Below are 19,016 nucleotides of genomic sequence, written 5' to 3'. Positions count from 1 at the left end.
GTTTACGGGGCTATTATCCACTTTATTTACAATAAAGAAAGAGGTCGTACGGTATTCTGTCTTGATTAATTTTAGCTGAGATCAACCATTTGTGTTTTAAAGTTTTATGCAAACGGTTAACTAGGGAAGATTAGTTGGCTATAGATATAAAAATGCCAGCGGTTAGGCTGGCATTTGGTTTTGATATAAAGGTAGATTTTACTCCAAAACAGAGTCTGTGTTTGATACTGACCCCAACTTGTTGTCAGAGAAGAAATCAACTAGCTCTCTTTGGATTTCCAAGTAGTGATTGTAATCCGCTGGAGGAGTTCCTTTATCTTGAGGTGCAATTGCGGTTGAGTGCTTAGCTACTGCATTAAACTGAATAAACTCGCGACTAATTGATGTAGAAGGAGTTGCGGCTGATGCATTTATGCCGTTCAAAGCAAGCTTATCAGCTAGTGGCTCGGTACCGGCAAATGGAGCCGTCCCAATCATAGGATTATTAATAACAGCGTTTGGTACAGTTTCATCCCCGTCAGATTGAAGCATTAACGTAGGCAATGTGTCACTGTAATCTCCAGCATTGGTATAAGGATCGATTACATCTAATACCGTTTGGCTAGAATAAGCGAACTGAGCGAGCAGGGCTTGGAGGCTCGCTTTATTAGCTGAGTCTGAAGTAAACTCATCCACACACTGTGTCATCGTATAACTATTCGGTTCACATGTTGTCTTATTATGTGTTGCGTATGTTGGTAATCCGCCTACTGCGACGTTGTGTATAACAATGTTACCAAATGAATCAGAACCCAGTAGCAAGTTTGAAATTTGACCACCGGAATTAGCTATTACACCAGATGAAAACGCATAAATTGCATCTCCCGTAGGGTCATTAATTGTTTTGTTAGCTTGTGCTAACGCAGTAATACCAACAATTCCACCTAGTGAATGCCCGAATAGTCTAGGGTGGCTGGTCGTTGTGTTATCTATAGTTGCCAAAGGTGTTGATGTGAACGCGCCCTGACCTTGGTTAGAGGATAATGCGACTCGTAACCCAAGCACGTCCATAACACTTTGTCTTACATTGTCACGCGCGACAGGTAAGTTAGTAAGGTTTAGGTATGCCAATAGGTTAGCATTCGCTGAACGTTCATTTGGAATTTTATCTAAGCTACGAGTTCCATGCAGTGGCATATCGATGCCTATCACAGCAATACCTTGTGCAGCAAGATTGGCAGCAAATGCATAAGCGTTTTCTTTAAGACTAGTAATACCATGTTGATAAATAACTATTGGCATTGGAGTGCCAGGAATTGTTACAGGCGTAAACAAGATAAACTCTACATCTTGCAGTGATTTAACTTGCGGTACGGGAGCATATCGAGTGATGACACGTTCTGTGTCTAATGCATTACCGTTACTTAAAGTTAGATTTGCACCAACAAGTTTAAGTTGTTCTGCGGGGTCTGTAGCAAGCTTTGTAAGATCTACACCTAAGCTTAGAAGCTGTGCAGCCATATTTGCTTTTTCATTTGTGTCGGCAATAGCTGACGACACCTTGACAAGGCTTGGCATGCCTGACTCAAATGGTTGCGAATTCCATTCGCTTGTTCCTGTTTCCAAGTAGTAGGGTAGTTTTACATTACCTTTGGTGACGTTAACCGTACCATTTAACGCTCCTCCCGTATAACCTGCTAGCATAGCGGCTTTGGTGGAAGCCTCCATAAATGTGTCAACAGTGGTATCCGCGGCTAATGCAATCGCCAATTCTTGTGTAGTACCAAATGTCATTTGGTAGGCAGATGATAGATCTATATTGTTTGGATTAGCGCTGCCTTTCCATACTTGTGCCATTCCACCCTGAGCTAAAGCGGATGCAGTCGCTGCTTTTGTTGAATAAATTGAACTACCTACAGACTCTGTAGTAAACCACGTCGAGTAAATGATGTTCTCTGTATCAAGGTTTATTGCACCTGCAGCAGTCGCTCGAGCGAAGATCTTTTCGACACCTTGAGTAACTTGTTGCGCTTGAGCAAGACTACCTTCGGTGTAAGTTACAGCACTTGATTTTAGAGCTGCATAACTTGCCGACATGCCAACAGGGTCGCCATTTACGTCCGTAAGCTCATTCGAAAGCGCCAAGACGTATTCGCTTGAAGCGTCGAGAGAATCATTGAAAACGATTGTGAAGGTGTCTGTTGAGGCACTAGATAGAACGTTGAAATCAACGCCTAAAGTCAATATTCCAGCAACACTAGGTGCAGTTTCAGAAGTGAGTGAGCCGCTAAGTTTTAATAGGTAAACCCCACCAGTAGCTGCGCCGTCAGCTAAGCCAGTACCTTCAAAGTCCATGATGATTGGCATTGAAGTTGACCAGCCATCCATTGTATTCATTGCGGCAATAGGGTTGGTCAATGAGTCGTCACCGCCAGTCGGTAAACCAAGTGTACCGTCGGTAGCATCCATTAACGCGAAGCTAGGAAGTGGAACTGCAATATCCGCGCCCGTTAGTTGAAACTTGATACTTGTCGCTTGCGCGAGTGAGTCTTGAATGTATTGTTCATATTGAATCGCTGTAGAAGCACCAGAGCTTGAGGAGTCATCACCACATCCTGCTAGAAACATTGCTGAAGCAAGCATCGAAACATTAAATAACTTTTTCATGTTTAAATTCCGTTTAGTTGAAGGTGTAGTTCATTTGAATTGCCGATAGGTAAGCTACTGCATCACCAGAGAATTCAAGTTCCTGACCAAGTTCATTGGTTTCAGTGAAATCACCTTCTTTACTTTGAACAAGAGCGAAACCAGCATCGATTGAAAGGTTAGGGCTGTACTGATAAGTCAAACCTGCGCTGTACCAGAAACGGTCGCTATCAGGAATACTTAACGTCGCTTTGCCTGCTTGCTCGTCATAAGCAAGACCTGCTCTTAATGTCCATGCTTGGTTCAACTGGTAAGTAGCACCCAGTGAGTAACGGTTATTGTCGTCGTAATCTTCTGTCTTTTTGAAGCACTCGCCATTTGCGCAATCTGAGCTCGTCGCTTTGAGCTCTTTAAAGCTACTCCAACCCGTTTGTTGCCAGCCATAATGGATAGCCCATTGATCGGTGAGTTGGTGGAAAGCTGAAATCTCAATGATCGAAGGTAATGTAATTTTTAGACGACCGGTTGTGGTCGTTGCACTGCCTTGTACGATGCTACCCGTGTAATCGCTGAAGTCGCCATCATCAAAATCTAGGTCCACTTCTGAACGATAAGCGATAGAGAATCGATTGTTTTCATTCAGTTCATATAACGCGCCTACGTTCCAACCAAACGCAAAGGTTTCGCCTGTCATGCTAATCAGTTTTGTAGAAGCAGGATCGCCAGTTATGTTCGATATAGAACCCTGGTGACGATTAAGTTCAGCCTCGGCGTAAACAAGGTTTGCACCCACACCAACACTGAACTGGTCATTAATTCGATACGCCACATTTGGGTTTAGGTTCACTGACACAAGTGAAGTATCACCGGCAAGATCACCAGCATAAATATCGTCTGGGTAATCGGTAGCAACTCCATAGTTAGAGAACATACCAATGCCCCAAGCCCATTTATCGTTGATTGGGCTGATATAGTAAGCGGCAGGAACAACTTGCAGTGGTGCAACGTCTTTAGATACTTGGCTCTGTCCACCGGAACCGGGAACATTGTTTTGAGTAATATCCACTTCTGGATCAACGATAGAAACCGCGCCTGAAAATTGGGCTGTATCAAATAGGGTCATTGCGGCGGGGTTTCTCGCGAGCACACTCGCATTGTCAGCTACTGCACCTTCACCTGAAAAGGCACGACCAAGACCTGAGGCTGAATGCTCAGCAACTTGGAAACCAGCTGCAAGTGAGTTGCATGCAAATAGTACTGAAAGTGAAACGAGAGAGCGTTGTATTGTTTTCATCCTTGACCCTCCTAGGGCATCGAATTTCGTTATTATGGTTTGAAAACACAATGAGCATTGTTGGTGTTGAAGCTCTAATGTAAATGGCATGTTAAATTCATGTTTAATATAAAGTCAAAGAAAGAGTTGTTATTTTTTGAGGTTATATTTTTAAGGGGCGGCACTTTAACACTGATAATATAACCACAATCAATGATTTATGTGTGGTTGGAGGTGTGACCAGAATGTTTATACTGGTTATTAGTTCAAATAGTGTTCAATTGCTCAATATGTAACAACTTTGTTTCTGTTTACCGCCGATCGCTAAATCGGCATAATGTCGACTCTCGTTAGAAGTCATTAAATTGGAATTTAAGTTTGGAATTACTCGCGATAGAGTTTCTTGGTAAGCCACTTCGTTTAGAGGGGTCAATGGCAGGGTGGCAACAGTTATATTGGGACAATACTCTGGTGTCTCAGTTAAACGCGACCACAAACCAAGAAGATGCACGAACACACGAATTTACACTACGCGCTGGCGAAGAAACGTTGCAGTGTCACGTTGAATCCACCGTTCAGTGGCAACCATTTGAGATGACGTATAAAGCATCTGTGAATGGTCAAACCATCACCGAAGGCAATCGAAATACTAAAGATATCGAGCAACAAACTCCGGTTGTTGCGCCAAAGCCTGAAAAGCGTTTTAGCTTAATTGGTCTGGTGTCACTTGGTATGAAAGCGCTGAAAAGCGCCAAGCTAATTAAAGTTGTGCTTGCTTCTGCGAGTTTAGCTGCCTATTCATGGCTATTTTCAATTCAGTTTGCTTTGGCCTTAATTGCTTGTTTAATGTTTCATGAGTACGGGCATATTAGAGCGATGAAATACTTTGGTATGAAGACCAAAGGTATCTATTTGATACCATTTCTAGGTGGTTTGGCGTTATCCGACGAAAAGATTAATACACGCTGGCAAGATGTGGTTATCTCAATCATGGGGCCTTTGTTCGGTCTGATATTGTCGTTAGTATTTATAGTTTTGTATTGGGCTACTGGCGAAATGTTCTTCGCAGGGCTTGCCGTATTTAACGCTTTATTAAATCTGTTTAATCTTTTGCCCATTTTGCCTCTCGACGGTGGACATGTACTAAAAAGCATCAGTTTTTCAATGAACAGCGTGCTTGGTATTGTACTGTGTGTCGCGGCGGCCGTTGCGGGCGTGGTATTGAGTTATCAGTTGAATCTAACTCTGTTTGGCTTCTTATTGATCATGGGCAGTGTTGAAATACTATTCGAATGGAAAGGGCGTCATCACAGTCACTTGTTGCCACTAGATAAATATGGTCAAGTCGTGTCGTTCGTTTGGTATGTGGGTTTAGTAAGCAGCTTAATAGGCGTTATCTGGTATTTCGCATCGACCGGTGATCAGTTATTGAGTTTACCATTACAAATTCTTGGTACTTGATAAGTTGATAGCAGTTGTCGGAACCAAAAAATGCCCTAACCAATCTGGATAGGGCATTTTTGTTTCAACCTAGCTAGGCGATTATAAATTAGATTACGCTTTGCAATTTGGTCTTGGAGAACTCGATTGAGGAAGCGTTTTTATCGTCGCTTGTAGATCTTTAATACGCGTACTGTGGGAAGGGTGCGTAGAAAGCAATTCGGGCGGTTGGTTACCACCTGACGCTTTCGCCATGTTCTGCCACAAGTTGACACTTTGGCTTGGATCGAACCCTGCTTGAGCCATATACTCTAAACCAACTACATCGGCTTCAGATTCTTGGGTTCGGCCATAGGGTAGAATAACGCCATACTGAACGCCTAAACCTAACGCCGCCATCGTCATACCTTGATATTCTTTGTACTCTGATGCGCCTAACGCGACGCTAGTAATAGATAAGCCAGTATTAGCGATTTGAGATTGAGATAGACGCTCATTACTGTGGTCAGCTAAAACGTGTGCCACTTCGTGTCCAATAACCGTCGCGAGTTGGTCTTGATTTACTGCAACCTTAAGTAACCCAGTGTATACACCGATTTTCCCGCCAGGTAGGGCGAATGCATTCACTTGGTCACTATCAAAGACAACGACTTCCCATTCACTAAAGCCTTGTTTAGGAATATATTGAGTGATGCTGTTCGCGACACACTGTACATAAGCGTTGGTTTTGGCATCTTTGCTGATGGGCTGTTCTTTCTTCATTTGTTCGAAAGACTGTGCCCCAAGCTGAGACATGTCTTTATCTGAAAAAAGCAGTAATTGGTTTCTGCCTGTCGGAGAAGCGCTACACGCAGTTAGGCCTGCAAGTGTGAGAAGCGAGGCAAACTTCATCCATGACGTCATACAATATCCTCTGTGTATTCGGTTTTTATGCATGTTAACATCAACTTGCGTAATAGCTAAGGGCTGTAAGATAACTAACAGCGGTAATACAGAAAAAGCTATGCCCGCTATAACAAGATTAATAATTAAGGAACCCACATGAGTATTTGGAAAAAGCCCGTTGACCTAGATACCTTCAACGCGACCTCAAAAAATACCTTAATTGAACACCTCAATATTGTTTACACCGAAGTAAACGACAACTCTTTGGTGGCAACCATGCCGGTTTGTCATTTTACGCACCAGCCACTGGGTATGCTTCATGGCGGCGCATCGGTGGTGCTAGCAGAAACGCTTGGCTCATTGGCTGCAAACTTTTGTGTACCAGAAGGCTACTATTGCGTTGGTCTCGATATCAATGCGAACCACGTAAGGTCAATGCGCGAAGGCCACGTTATTGGTACTGCTGAGCCTATTCACTTGGGTGTCTCTACTCAAGTATGGCAGATCAATATCACTGATGAGCGCCAACGCTTAGTTTGTACAAGTCGCTTAACCATTGCCGTGAAGAAACATAAACGATAATAGAGTGGGAAGCAGTCAACTCTTATTAAATTTAGAATAAGCAATTTGTATTTGAAGTAGCCCGAGAAAATAATGGTCATAACGTTTAAAAGTGGAAAAGTCATCGCAACCGCACATGAATTGGTGGTTCGTTTAGATGGTGAACATAAAGTTACGCTGCAAGCTCAGGTTGATGCAATTCAACTGATCGGAAAAGGGGCAAATGTCATTTCAGCCAACGGTTCTGAGTGTAAATGGTCGATAAAATTAGACGATGAACAACAGCTCTGTGAAATCGCCAATGAGATTGGCTGCGATGTGATGTAATCCTTTACTGCTAAAGTACTTAACCATTCATGTTGAAAAGCGTCTCAGGATGTCATACTCAATAATTCACAATAAAATTATGTCAGTAAGATTGATTTTACATATTAAAATAAGGAAACTAAATTCAATGTCCTTTGAATAAGTTTTCCTCTTTATGAGCAGTCCAAGACTTCGCGTTCAATTTGAAACCCTTTTTGAATACTTTGACGGTAAAGATTCTGATGTCCAGCTCGATGACATCACCGATGTGCTCTGTTGTACGCGTCGTAATGCCCGAATGGTCCTCAATAAGCTCGAAGAAGAAGGGTGGGTAGAGTGGTTACCAGCAGCGGGACGGGGCAAATTATCTCAGCTTATTTTTAAGCAGAACCGTTGTGATGTTAGTGAAAACCTCGCTCGTCGCTACTTAGAAGAAGGTAAAATCGGACAAGCATTGTCAGTGCTTGATCACAATGCTGCCAAGCTTACCCAAGTTATACAAAATTACTTGGGCGTGCAGTATCAAGAAGGCGAACAAGTTATTCGCTTGCCTTATTACCGTCCACTTTCGATGCTGAACCCTACCAAGTCGATGCGACGTTCAGAGCAACATATCGCTTGCCAGGTATTCAGCGGCTTAACACGTTTAGATGAGCACGATCAGCTCCAGCCAGACCTTGCTCATTCATGGCAAAAGATCAATGATCACCAATGGCGCTTCTTTTTGAGACCAGGTGTTCGTTTTCATAACGGAGAGCCTCTGTTAACCAATCATGTTGTGGATACACTTCTTGCGCTCGAACCTCTCAACATGTTTTCGCATATCAAAGATGTCTCTTCCCCGGCCAATTGCGTGGTTGATGTCTTTCTCACACGTCCTGATAAATATTTCCCGTTAGCGCTAACTGAATCTGTCGCTAAAGTTACTTTGCCGATGATTTTGCGTGGTGAAGATTACGATATTCGTCCGATCGGTACTGGCCCTTATCGCATTGAAAAAAATGACGAAAAACAACTCGTTTTAACGGCTTTCAATGGATATTTTGGCTTTAGACCACTGATTGATCGCGTTGAAGTTTGGGTGGTCGATGAAGCGTATTCTTCAATGGTTTATCCAAGCTTGTCTAAGCCTGTAATGGCCGACCGTGGCGATAGCGATGAAGTTGAACTTGATCCTGGCTGCACATATTTACTACTCAATAGAAAGAAGGGCATTGCTCAAGATCCCGCATGGGCGCAGTTTTTATCTAACGCCTTGAACGCTGCTGATCTGTTTGTGCATATTCCTAAAGAGACCGTTATTGATTTGGGCGTGCTACACGCTTATGGAATTAAGCCCGGTTGGTATGACATAAAGTTGAAAGTGCCCGTTTGTCCACCAGCAAACATCAAACCCGTTATAAGATTGGCGTTCCAATGCCAACACCCAATGTTTCCAACACTGGCGAAGGCGATTGTGACAGTGCTGAAACAATATAATGTTGATGTCGATCTTTACGGTTACGAAACTGATCCTCCGCACGCCGATGATGTTGATATTTGGATTAACCCGATGGGTATTGCCAACAATAGAGACGATGCATTGGCCGGCTGGCTGATGGATTACAGCTTTCTTGATGAATCGAGCCCTGCAGAAGACTTCGACCAATGGTGCCACATGATTGACCGTTGGCGTTCAGGTGAATTCGAGCAATTTCCCGCGAGACAGTTAGGTAAACAACTGGTTCAAAGCAATCAATTGATTCCAATGTTCCATTGCTGGTTAGGCGTTAATAAAGACCAATGTGGTACGCTGCAAAACGCGAAATGTAATGCATTAGGTTGGTTCGACTTTAGCCAAGTTTGGGTAAAGCCTGACGTTGATTGAAATCCAAGAACACTTATTAGGATCAAACAACTTAATTAGGACAACACGATGCAAACTCTGATGGTCACATTTATTACGCTGGTGGCATTCGCTGCCAATTCAGTTTTGTGTCGCTGGGCCTTAATGGATCAAACGATTGATCCTTTGAGCTTTTCGATCGTGCGCATCTTGTCTGGCGCGCTGACTCTTCTGATTTTATTGACTTTATCTTCCAAATCTAAGCCTAAACGTGAGTCAACAAGCAAAACACTTGTATACACAAAGCTTAAATCACAGTTTCAATTCACTTCAACATTGTCACTGCTCGTGTATATGTTTGGTTTCTCATTTGCTTACTTAGAGCTTGGCGCAGGTCTTGGTGCTCTGGTGTTGTTTGTCGCCGTTCAATTTACGATGATTGCCGCCCACTTGTTCTCTGGAAACAGAATGTCATCGCTTGAGTGGTGCGGTTGTTTGTTGTCTGTCGCCGGTCTCGTTTACTTACTCATGCCGACTGAATCTACACGCTCTCCAGATCTAGTCTCTATTATATTGATGTCGCTAGCCGGGGTTGGGTGGGGTGTTTACACGTTGGCAGGAAAGAAATCGTCAAACGCCCTCCAGTCGACCACTGCTAACTTTGGATTCAGCTCGCTAGTTATCCTTGCGGGTATAAGCGTTCTAACTGTAATACCAAATGCATTGTCTCAAGTGTCTATTACGGAGCAAGGTTTGATTTACGCGGTTATATCGGGTTCAGTCGCTTCTGGTGTGGGATATAGCTTATGGTATTACGTCGTGAAAAAGCTGAATACCGTCGTCGCATCCATTGCACAGCTTTCTGTTCCAGTTATCGCGACACTTGGTGGCGTATTGTTACTCTCTGAGTCGGTCACCATGCAATTTGTTATCTCATCGACCGTTATTTTACTCGGGATAAGCTTAGTTCTTGTCGCACCTAAACTTAAGAAATAAAGAGTTCAATCATTAACTTTTATGGCTAAACCAAACAAGAAACAACCGACCAAAACAGTTCAGGTTTTCTGTGCGAAATGTAAAACGCAGCTTTTTAAGTATCGGAAAGGTGGCAAGGGAGCACTCGTGAAATGTTTTAAGGAGCGTATAGTCGAAGATTTCACGACAGAACCATGTGTGTGTCCTGAATGCGGGATTGAATTCGCGCGAGACACCTTAGTACGAGGTACGCCAGCCTACAAGTTTGTTGGTGGCAAGGTAACAATGAAATAAAAAATGCCACAGTACATGTCATATGTGCTGTGGCATTTCAAACCTGAATTCAGGCTAAGCGAGAGCTTTGAACTAATAGACTCTGACTCGCCCTTGTAACTTGAGCAGTAATAACGCGACAATTGCCCCCGTTGTGTCGCAAAGCATGTCCTTTTGAGCATCCCAAATATCGCCTTGTGACCCTAGGAAAGCGATGCCTTCGTCACCACCGGCAATCTCTGCGTACCACCACTCAATAATCTCGTAACCAGCCGCAACACTCATGATTGCAAACAGTGCGAAGAAACATGCCAACACCGGTTGTGCTAATTTCTTGCGAATTAAATACTCAGCGAGTGGGTAAGCATATAGGCCAATAGAGAAATGCGCGACACGGTCAAAGTTATTGCGTTCAGAACCTATCATGTTATTGAACCAATCAAATGGCACGTCAGCGAAGGTATATTTCGCGCCTATCGTATGCAAGATCAGCCAGACAAACATCAAAACGTAGGCTGTCTTAGTGAATGTAAGCTTTGTTGATAACCACCAAATGCCTACCAATATCGCAAGCGCTGGGACGATTTCTGCAATCCACACAGCTCTTGAAGCCGGAGCAAACGCTGAAAATAGAAATACAGTGAGATACAGCGTCGTCAATGACAGTAATGGTCGATTTTGAGCAAGTGGCGTGATTGTCATATCAAGATCTCTCGTCGAAGTTTTTAACAGTGTTACACAATAATGAACGGTGTTCAATTGAGGTTTAATCACCAGATTTGTTGAAAAGGGGTGTTATCGCCCAGTATCTAGACAAACAGTTGCTAGAGTTTCACAAAAGTTTGATTTACAACAAAGCGATCCTTAAAATTGCCCCATTACTACATAACAAGAAAGAAAGTCATGAAACTGGAAACTGTCGATTACCTTGCTGACGACGCAGCAGAACAATTTGTTCGCTCTCTACGTGAAACTGGTTTTGGTGTTCTCAAGAACCACCCAATCCCAAAAGAGCTTGTTGAGTCAATTTACGAAAACTGGTACCAATTTTTCATCTCTGAAGAGAAAGAGAACTTCCACTTTAATGTTGAAACACAAGATGGATATTTTCCACCTTCAGTATCTGAAGTGGCTAAGGGCCACACTGTAAAAGATATCAAAGAGTACTTTCACGTATACCCTTGGGGGCAAATTCCTGAGCAGCTTAAAGAGCAGATTCTAGATTACTACCAACGTGCGAATGCGTTTGCTCAAGAATTGCTAAGTTGGGTTGAAGTTCATGCTCCCAAAGAAGTACAAGAGAAGTTCTCTATTGCGTTATCAGAAATGATCAACGGCAGTGAACAGACTCTGCTTCGTGTGCTTCACTATCCACCAATGCAAGGTGACGAAGAGCCAGGTGCAATCCGTGCCGCAGCACACGAAGACATCAACTTGTTAACGGTTCTTCCTGCGGCAAACGAACCGGGCCTTCAAGTTAAAGCGCAAAACGACGAGTGGTTAGATGTTCCATGTGACTTCGGTAACATGATCATCAACATAGGTGACATGCTTCAAGAAGCATCTGGTGGTTACTTCCCATCGACGACTCACCGTGTAATCAACCCATCAGGTGAGCGTCAAGAGAAGTCTCGTATCTCTTTGCCTCTGTTCCTTCACCCGAAACCGGAAGTTGTGCTGTCTGAAAAGTACACAGCAAACGAGTACCTAATGGAGCGTCTGAGAGAGCTTGGCGTGATCTAATTATTCAAATGCTTCGTCCTAAAACAGGGATAGATATGAAAGGTCAGCTAAATTGCTGACCTTTTTTGTCTCTGTGCCATCAATTAACTCCAGTATTTATTGCGTCTGAACTCAATCAATTGGCACCAGTTTTCGGCGATAAAAGGAGGTATTAAGCCAGGCGATAGGAGGTTGTTTGGCCTTAAGCTCGACAAATTGTAAAAAATCGCTTTCAATTAAAATAGATAGGTAGTGAATGTGAAATACCTATCGTATCTACTCATCAAGCAACCCATTAAATTCAGATAAGTTAACTGAGTCTATTATGTCGAATCATCAAGATGTGAGAGTAAATTTTCATAGTCATATGGAAAACCCATTGCTTTGGCCGATTATGGAAGTGCTTAAGCAAAAGCCAAGCGGATGGAAAGTACACACATTGGCGGCTCATCTGAACGACCTTGGATTTGTGCCGGTGTTAGATGCTGTAGCTGAAAAAGAGTTGTTCAAGAAAAACTTCCTCATCATGAATGCGCTTTATCAGCTTCAAGAAACCTTACATCCTGATAGTTGGCTCCAAGTTCAAGCGATGGACATAGAATTAATGAATGGCCGTTATCACGGAAGCAGCCACAGCATCGATCTTGAAGACCCACTTCGAGATTACTACGTAAATTGGGTTAACTATGAAGCCGATGAGGGCGAAGTTAAAAGGCTGCTGAACGAGTTCTGGACTCGATACAGAAAGTTTGTGGGTGGTGATGAACTCGATATGGATAGAAGCCGAGCATTAAACTTGTTTGAGTTACCGTTGGACGCGACTCATCATGAGATTAGAAAACGTTGGCGACAACTGGCTTTGAGGTGGCACCCAGACAGAGATGAAGGCAACACCGCAAAATTTCAGACGCTCTGTGAAGCGTGGCATGTCTTAAGAAGCTCGTAATCGACAGTAAATAGTACCTTGCTAGTCGATTGGAAACCTAGAATAGAAAGCCCCATTTGTGAGTGACACAAGCGGGGCTTTGTTGTCATTACGCTGTACTCTGTAACTAATCTATGTGCAATGACTCATCTATTTGCAATAACGATGGTTATCCGTTGTTGCCATGCTGGTTGTTGTAGCGACTTAAGTTGTTGGGGTTAGGAGTGGTCTTTGTTCTCACCGCTTTTATGCGCAAAGGCATAGTCGAGCACTTTACGAATATAAGGGGCGCCGACTTTTGAGCCGCCATTACCGTGTTCAATAACCACAGTAGCGACATACTCAGGGTGCTCATACGGTGCGAAAGCTGTATAAAGCGCGTGGTCAAGCAAATGCCTAGCGAGTTTCTTCGAGTTGTAGACTTGATCTTTCGCTAGATCAAACACTTGTGCGGTACCTGATTTCCCGCCGCTTGTGTAGTCACTCCCTTTAAATGCACGTCTGCCGCTACCACGACTGCCGTGGTTTACCAGTCGCATTGCGTTGAGTGACACGTCCCAAATTCTATCTGGCACTTCGGTGATTGAAGGCATTGATTCTGGCTCTACGAGTTGTTGCGTACTGAAATCCTCACCGTGATCTAAGGTGGCTCTCAAGATATGAGGTGGCATCACCTTACCGTGATTGACCAGTACTGATGTCGCTTTAGCAAGCTGCATTGGAGTGGATGTCCAATAACCTTGTCCAATCCCAATAGGGACGGTATCACCCTGATACCAAGGGGTTCGATAGCGCATCATCTTCCATTCTCTAGTCGGCATATTAGCGGTACTTTCCTCATAGATATCAATACCAGTCGGTTCACCAAAGCCAAAGCGATTCATCCAGCTTGAAATGCGGTCAATACCCAAATCAAAAGCGGTTTGATAGAAGAAGGAATCCACGGATTCTTCAATAGCTTGAGTGACATCGACAGGCCCGTGTCCCCAGCGTTTCCAGTCGCGCCATGATTTAGAGTTTCGCTTAGAACCGGGGATTCTCCAAACGCCGTGGTCGTTACGAATCGTATCCTCTGAGATAACATGTTCTTGCAACCCTGCAACTGCCATAAATGGCTTAACGGTTGATGCTGGCGGATAAACGCCTAGAGTCGTGCGGTTTACCAACGGGTGGGCAGGGTCGTTCAATAGACGTTGGTAGTTCTTACTCGAAATGCCGTCGACAAATAGGTTCGGGTCATAACTCGGGCTTGATGCCATCGCCAAAACGCTGTTGTCTTTTGGGTCGAGAATAACAGCACTGCCAGTTCGGTGATCAAGTTGTTCAAAGGCGTACTTCTGTAATTCAAGGTCAATATTTAGCACGATGTCTTTTCCAGCAACTGGCGGCACGTACTCTATGGTTCGGACGATTCGCCCACGGCTATTTACTTCGACTTCTTGATAACCTTTGGTGCCGTGTAGAATATCTTCGTAGTAACGTTCAACACCGAGCTTACCGATGATGGTTGTGGCTTGATAGTTTGCTTCGATACCTTGCTCTTCTAGCTTTCTTAGATCGCTATCATTAATGTGCGCCACGTAGCCAAGAACATGGGTCAGTACCTCACCATTTGGGTAAAAACGCTTTAAGCTGGTATCGATAGATAAGCCTGGGAATAGGTACTGGTGCACAGAGAACTTCGCAATCTCTTCTTCCGTTAAGTTCTCTAGAATAGTCACTGATTTAAAACGGCGGGTGTTGTGATAACGTTTTTTGAAGCGCGCGATCTGCTCAGCATCACGCGGGACGTATTTATCTAGCTTGGCGAGCATGGCATCAACATCATCAGTTTGCTCAGGAATCATCGTCAAATCGAAGACAAGCTTGTTTTCTGCTAGTAAGACGCCGTTACGGTCATAAATAAGACCACGCGTAGGGGCGATAGGTAGTACTTTAATTCTGTTGCCATCGGCACGAGTTTGATAGCTTTTAAAATTTTCAACTTGAAGTCGGTACAGGTTTCCGACTAAGACAAGAGTGAACAGCAAGATCCCACAAAACGCGACAATTACACGGTTTTTGAAAAGGTTCACTTCGCTTTTGTGGTCACGCATCTTAACGCGTTTATGATTCATTGAAGCCTCAAGAGTTTGTTACATTTGGTTACACTTGTCGAATCGGGACTTTATCTGAATATCACTAGGGTTTTGTAAAAGCTGTGTCATGATTTTAGGGATCGGCAGCATTAGATAGTAGTAAGTAACGCGTTGAATCTTTTTATAAGAAAGTTAGATAAGTAGTTGATGTAACGATTGGTTTTATGAATTGTTCAGTTGATGAGTTTTGATGACACTAGTGAATAGAAGGATAGAGGAATAGAGGAATAGAGGTTAGATAAATTTACGGCCCTCAGAGTGAGAGCCGTAGACAGTTATTTTGCGTACTGAGTAACTTAAGTTACTCGCTTGGAAGATGAGAGCTTCAAAAGCCTAGAGCACAACAGGTCTGGTATTTAACGAGATCAGTTCGAAGGCTTGAACTGAGATTTACGCATACGGTTCAGAGCAGCCATCACATCTAATGTTCTTGGTTTTGCTAAGTCACCATAGTTAGGCATGTTAGCGTGCCACTCGTTTTCTAAAATAGCGTTGAATTCTTTTGCAGGATTGTTTGACCAACCTGGAGTTTGTGCAAATTGGAACCAAGCCCAACCGATCGCGTTCACTTCAGACGGGGATTCTAATTGCTCCAGTGCAGAAAGATCCGCAAACTCTTTACCGAAACGTAATGAATCTTTGCCTTTAGCGCTAACACGGAATTTGCCATCCATAAGAATGTTCATCAGTGATACGCGGTTCAATGAACGTGGGACAAATGTCTCTAAAGCTGTCTCACATTCATTCGTACGCTGGGTAGGGTGCTGTGCAATAACGTCTTTTGCTTTTTCAGTTACGTCTACTGCTTGGTAGTCGTGCATTTGAATGACTGTGTTTGCTACGTCTAGGTAATCACCCGAGCCGCCCATCACGACAATGGTAGAGATGTCCATCTCTTCACGAAGTTGACCAATGCGATCGACTAGTGGCGTGATTGGCTCATCGCCTTTTGACACAAGCGCTTGCATACGCTCGTCACGAATCATGAAGTTGGTCGCTGACGTATCTTCATCGATAAGTAGCGTTTGAACACCGGCTTCAATCGATTCTTGTAACCAAGCTGCTTGAGACGTAGAACCAGATGCATCTTGCGTACTGAAATTAGACGTATCTTTCTGCATTGGTAAATGGTTGATGTAGTTCGACAGGTTTAAGCTGTGTACACATCGACCATCTTCGGCGCGGATCTTCATGGTATCAATCGCAGTTACGATACCTTCGCGACCGTCACCAGGAATATGGTTGTAGATAGAACGTTCAACCGCGTTTAACAGTGTCGATTTACCATGGAAACCACCACCAACGATTAGCGTGATACCTTTCGGAATACCTAGACCAGTCACATCACCTTGGTTTGGAGTATTCAAAGTCACGCTCAACGATTCGGGAGCAGCGAAAGGTACAGCGTCTTTCATTGGAAGGTCGCAGTTACCAGCGATACGCGGTAGTACACTACCGTTAGCAACAAACGCCGCTAGATTATTTTCATCCAATTGAGCACGAAGGGCTTCTTGGTCTTCAATCGTTTCACAATGCTTAATCATTGCATCGATGTTCAGTTCACGCTCTAACGTCGCGCGACGAATAAATTTCGGTAAGTAGAAAGTGATGATGTTATTCGCTTTCTTAGCAAGAATGCTTCGGCCATCAGCTGGCAAATTGATACGGAAGCGAATCTCGATGCCATGTTCTGTGAAAACAACGGCGGTGCTGTCTAATACTGTTTGACCAGTCAGAGCAATCGACACGCTCGACTCTTGTTTCGCGAACTCAGAGAAGCTACGTGCGATAAAATCACGAGCCGCTACTTGGTATTCATAAGATTTTTCTTTCAGCCAATCTAACCCAGTTAACGACCACGCGCGCGTTGCACGAAAACGAGAAGCTGACGCGTATGGGTCACCTTGGATGTGGTCGATGTGTAATTCAAAATCAGCAAAGTCGTATTGACCTTTAATTTGTTGATATGCACGGTAGTTTTGTTTTTCGAGCTTTTTAAGCTTTGCAGTCAACTGATCCATAACGAGGAATGCCTATATAAGGGGAAAGATAAAAACAGAAAGGCGGCGATTATAAAAATCACCACCTTTAGAGTAAAGAGAAACTAGGCCTAAATCCAAAACTAACTGCTCTTTTTCGCTTTAAGCGTAACGAGTTGTCCCCAAATAGTTTTGATTGATTAAGCTGTGTTCGAATTCTTGGCTCGGCATGGGTCTTCCATACAGGTAACCTTGGCCGACATCGCAGCCTTCATTAATAATAAACTGCTCCTGAACTTCTGATTCAATGCCTTCAATCGTCACTTTTAGGTCGAGTTTTTTCGCAATTTGGACAATAGAACGGACAATTTCTGAATCTTCTTGAGAGTTGAGCATTTGGTCAATGAAACTCTTATCAATCTTAATTGCGTCGAATGGGAATTTTTTCAGGTAACTGAAAGAGGCGTAGCCCGTACCAAAGTCATCCAGTGACAATGTAACGCCAATATCATGCAAAGATTCTAGAGTATTTTTGGCAACCACTTCATCTGCAATCAGGCCACTCTCCGTAACTTCAAGTTCTAAAAAACGAGGTTCTAGATGATAAGTTTCGAGTAGATGAACTAACTGTTCTGCGAAGTGTACATTCTTAAGTTGAATCGCAGAGACATTTACCGCCATCTTGAAGTCTTCAACGTATTCAGACCACTCCTTGGCTTGTTCAATCGCATTACGCAGAACAAAGCTACCCACTTCGAAAATCAAACCATTTTGCTCAGCCATGTGGATTAAGGTTTCGTTTGAAATATCACCCAAAACCGGATGTCGCCAACGAAGTAAAGCTTCTGCACCAACCCATCGGTGCGTCAACGGACATACTTTAGGTTGAAAGTAGAGCATAAGGTCATCATTACGAACGGCTTGCAGTAGATAGCCTTCAATTTTATTGATGTGGGTTTGCTCTTCGGTATGAGATTGAGAGTAGTAAGCGAATTTTTGTCCTGAATCTTTACAGGCCAACATCGCTTCAGAAGATTTTTGTAGAATACTTTCCGCATCATCTTCGTCGTTCGTAATTGCAATTCCTATAAAGGCGTGCAAATGCACTTTGTCACTTTCGATTTCAAATTCTGAATGGCCGACTTTAACTAGCGTCTGGCAAAGTTCCTCTAGGCGTTGGTGTACATCTTTAACACTGAATGCCAGTACAAGATCAACTGAAGTAGGGCGTGCCGTTAATACATCGATATCAGAAATACTGTCGATGCGTTTTCTGTACTCAACAAGCACTTTGTCTAACGCATTGTAGCCGTATCGAGCTTGTATGCGTCTACCATTAGTAAAACCAATATGAACGACGGCGAATGAACTTCCTGTTAGCCTGCGCTGTGATAGTAACTTGTGGTTTAAGCGAGATTCAAATGCGTTTCGATTTAAGAAACCTGTACTGAGGTCGTGATTCTTTTGAAAGTTGATCTTTTGCTCTGCGGCTTTTCGCTTATCAATCTCTTGGTTTAATGAATAATTAAGGCTCGCAAGATCTTTGGTCCGATTATAAACACGGTTTTTTAAATCTTGATTCATTTGAGTGAGCTTAGCGTGCTGAAATAGGGTTTTAAGCTGAGACTCGATCGAGGTTCGAAAGCTCTGTAAAAGCTTGATGTAGGTAGGTGTGTAGTGATTCTCTTTTGAATCTAAAATACATATGGTGCCAAACACTTCGCCATTCGGCCAAAGCAGGGGAATGCCGCAATAGGAAACCAAACCGAGTTTGATGTCTGGGTTGTTTTTCCAAGCTGGATCCGCGAGAGCATTGGGTACAACAAGTTGTTGCTTAGATTCCATCACCGTTTCGCAGTAAAGCCCATTGCCTAAGGTTTCGGAATCGCCTTTGGTATAGGGATTATTGTTACTCCGACTGGTCGAGAATACTTCAATATAGTTGGCGTGGACACGCATAATGAGTGCGGCAGGCACTTGAGTAATTTGAGCTAACAGGTCGACAATATTTTGCCAACCGGACGCCATATCGTCTGGGATATCTAAGTCTATCGTTTTTATTTTCTTCATATGACTCCGAGTCAATTAT

Annotated in this window: 15 protein-coding genes; 8 read left to right on the top strand and 7 right to left on the bottom strand. The window is 43.4% G+C overall.

From position 1 onward, the window contains the following. Positions 1–198 precede the first annotated feature (198 nt). Both BCT34_RS20170 and BCT34_RS20165 read right to left on the bottom strand, forming a co-directional pair. Positions 199–2,646: a VolA/Pla-1 family phospholipase gene (locus tag BCT34_RS20170; protein WP_076657266.1), complete on the bottom strand. Its 2,448-nt coding sequence runs from the start codon at positions 2,644–2,646 to the stop codon at positions 199–201. A gap of 13 nt (positions 2,647–2,659) precedes the next feature. Continuing rightward, positions 2,660–3,919, bottom strand: coding sequence for an outer membrane protein transport protein (locus tag BCT34_RS20165; RefSeq protein WP_076657264.1), 1,260 nt, complete (start codon positions 3,917–3,919; stop codon positions 2,660–2,662). A 357-nt stretch (positions 3,920–4,276) separates the two neighbouring features. Here BCT34_RS20165 and BCT34_RS20160 point away from each other — a divergent pair, with 357 nt between their 5' ends. Then, positions 4,277–5,359 (top strand): site-2 protease family protein, encoded by a 1,083-nt coding sequence (locus tag BCT34_RS20160; RefSeq protein WP_076657262.1) that lies wholly within the window; start codon positions 4,277–4,279, stop codon positions 5,357–5,359. Positions 5,360–5,452: 93 nt separating this feature from the next. On the opposite strand, the gene BCT34_RS20155 is transcribed toward BCT34_RS20160, so the two are convergent. After that, positions 5,453–6,241 (bottom strand): M48 family metallopeptidase, encoded by a 789-nt coding sequence (locus tag BCT34_RS20155; protein WP_076657261.1) that lies wholly within the window; start codon positions 6,239–6,241, stop codon positions 5,453–5,455. 138 nt (positions 6,242–6,379) lie between these two features. On the opposite strand from BCT34_RS20155, the gene BCT34_RS20150 reads away from it, so the two are divergent. From BCT34_RS20150 to BCT34_RS20130, 5 genes are all read left to right on the top strand, one after another. Further along, a complete protein-coding gene (locus BCT34_RS20150; protein ID WP_004730936.1) occupies positions 6,380–6,805 on the top strand; it encodes a hotdog fold thioesterase in 426 nt (141 codons plus the stop codon). 72 nt (positions 6,806–6,877) lie between these two features. Next, positions 6,878–7,111 carry a DUF3389 domain-containing protein gene (locus tag BCT34_RS20145; RefSeq protein ID WP_076657259.1) on the top strand — a complete coding sequence of 78 codons (234 nt, stop codon included), beginning with the start codon at positions 6,878–6,880 and terminating at the stop codon, positions 7,109–7,111. A 154-nt stretch (positions 7,112–7,265) separates the two neighbouring features. Beyond that, entirely contained in the window at positions 7,266–8,957 is a 1,692-nt protein-coding gene (locus BCT34_RS20140; protein WP_076657257.1) for an SgrR family transcriptional regulator, read from the top strand. A gap of 48 nt (positions 8,958–9,005) precedes the next feature. Beyond that, positions 9,006–9,911, top strand: coding sequence for a DMT family transporter (locus tag BCT34_RS20135; protein ID WP_076657255.1), 906 nt, complete (start codon positions 9,006–9,008; stop codon positions 9,909–9,911). Positions 9,912–9,932: 21 nt separating this feature from the next. Beyond that, the gene (locus BCT34_RS20130; protein ID WP_076657254.1) at positions 9,933–10,184 is read left to right on the top strand and encodes a hypothetical protein; all 252 of its coding nucleotides are present in this window, start codon (positions 9,933–9,935) and stop codon (positions 10,182–10,184) included. Positions 10,185–10,256: 72 nt separating this feature from the next. Here the strand turns inward: BCT34_RS20130 and BCT34_RS20125 are convergent, their stop codons facing one another. Beyond that, positions 10,257–10,865: a DUF2238 domain-containing protein gene (locus BCT34_RS20125; protein ID WP_076657252.1), complete on the bottom strand. Its 609-nt coding sequence runs from the start codon at positions 10,863–10,865 to the stop codon at positions 10,257–10,259. Between the two features lie 201 nt (positions 10,866–11,066). Between BCT34_RS20125 and BCT34_RS20120 the strand changes: the two genes are divergently transcribed. Together BCT34_RS20120 and BCT34_RS20115 are read left to right on the top strand one after the other, a co-directional pair. After that, the gene (locus BCT34_RS20120) at positions 11,067–11,906 is read left to right on the top strand and encodes a 2OG-Fe(II) oxygenase family protein (RefSeq protein WP_076657250.1); all 840 of its coding nucleotides are present in this window, start codon (positions 11,067–11,069) and stop codon (positions 11,904–11,906) included. A gap of 304 nt (positions 11,907–12,210) precedes the next feature. Then, positions 12,211–12,831 carry a DNA-J related domain-containing protein gene (locus tag BCT34_RS20115; RefSeq protein WP_076657249.1) on the top strand — a complete coding sequence of 207 codons (621 nt, stop codon included), beginning with the start codon at positions 12,211–12,213 and terminating at the stop codon, positions 12,829–12,831. Positions 12,832–13,028: 197 nt separating this feature from the next. Here the strand turns inward: BCT34_RS20115 and mrdA are convergent, their stop codons facing one another. The 3 genes from mrdA to BCT34_RS20100 form a co-directional block, all read right to left on the bottom strand. Next, complete coding sequence (gene mrdA, locus BCT34_RS20110; protein ID WP_076657247.1) at positions 13,029–14,927, bottom strand: penicillin-binding protein 2; 1,899 nt, start codon at positions 14,925–14,927, stop codon at positions 13,029–13,031. 386 nt (positions 14,928–15,313) lie between these two features. Beyond that, positions 15,314–16,969, bottom strand: a complete 1,656-nt coding sequence (locus BCT34_RS20105) for an ABC-ATPase domain-containing protein (protein WP_076657245.1) — start codon at positions 16,967–16,969, stop codon at positions 15,314–15,316. 120 nt (positions 16,970–17,089) lie between these two features. Beyond that, entirely contained in the window at positions 17,090–18,997 is a 1,908-nt protein-coding gene (locus tag BCT34_RS20100) for an EAL domain-containing protein (protein ID WP_076657244.1), read from the bottom strand. Positions 18,998–19,016 lie beyond the last annotated feature (19 nt).

This window comes from Vibrio sp. 10N.261.45.E2 (genome assembly GCF_002875705.1).
Lineage (GTDB): Bacteria > Pseudomonadota > Gammaproteobacteria > Enterobacterales > Vibrionaceae > Vibrio.
The sequence above is the reverse complement of the archived record's forward strand: the minus strand, read 5'-3'. Positions and strand labels throughout refer to the sequence as shown.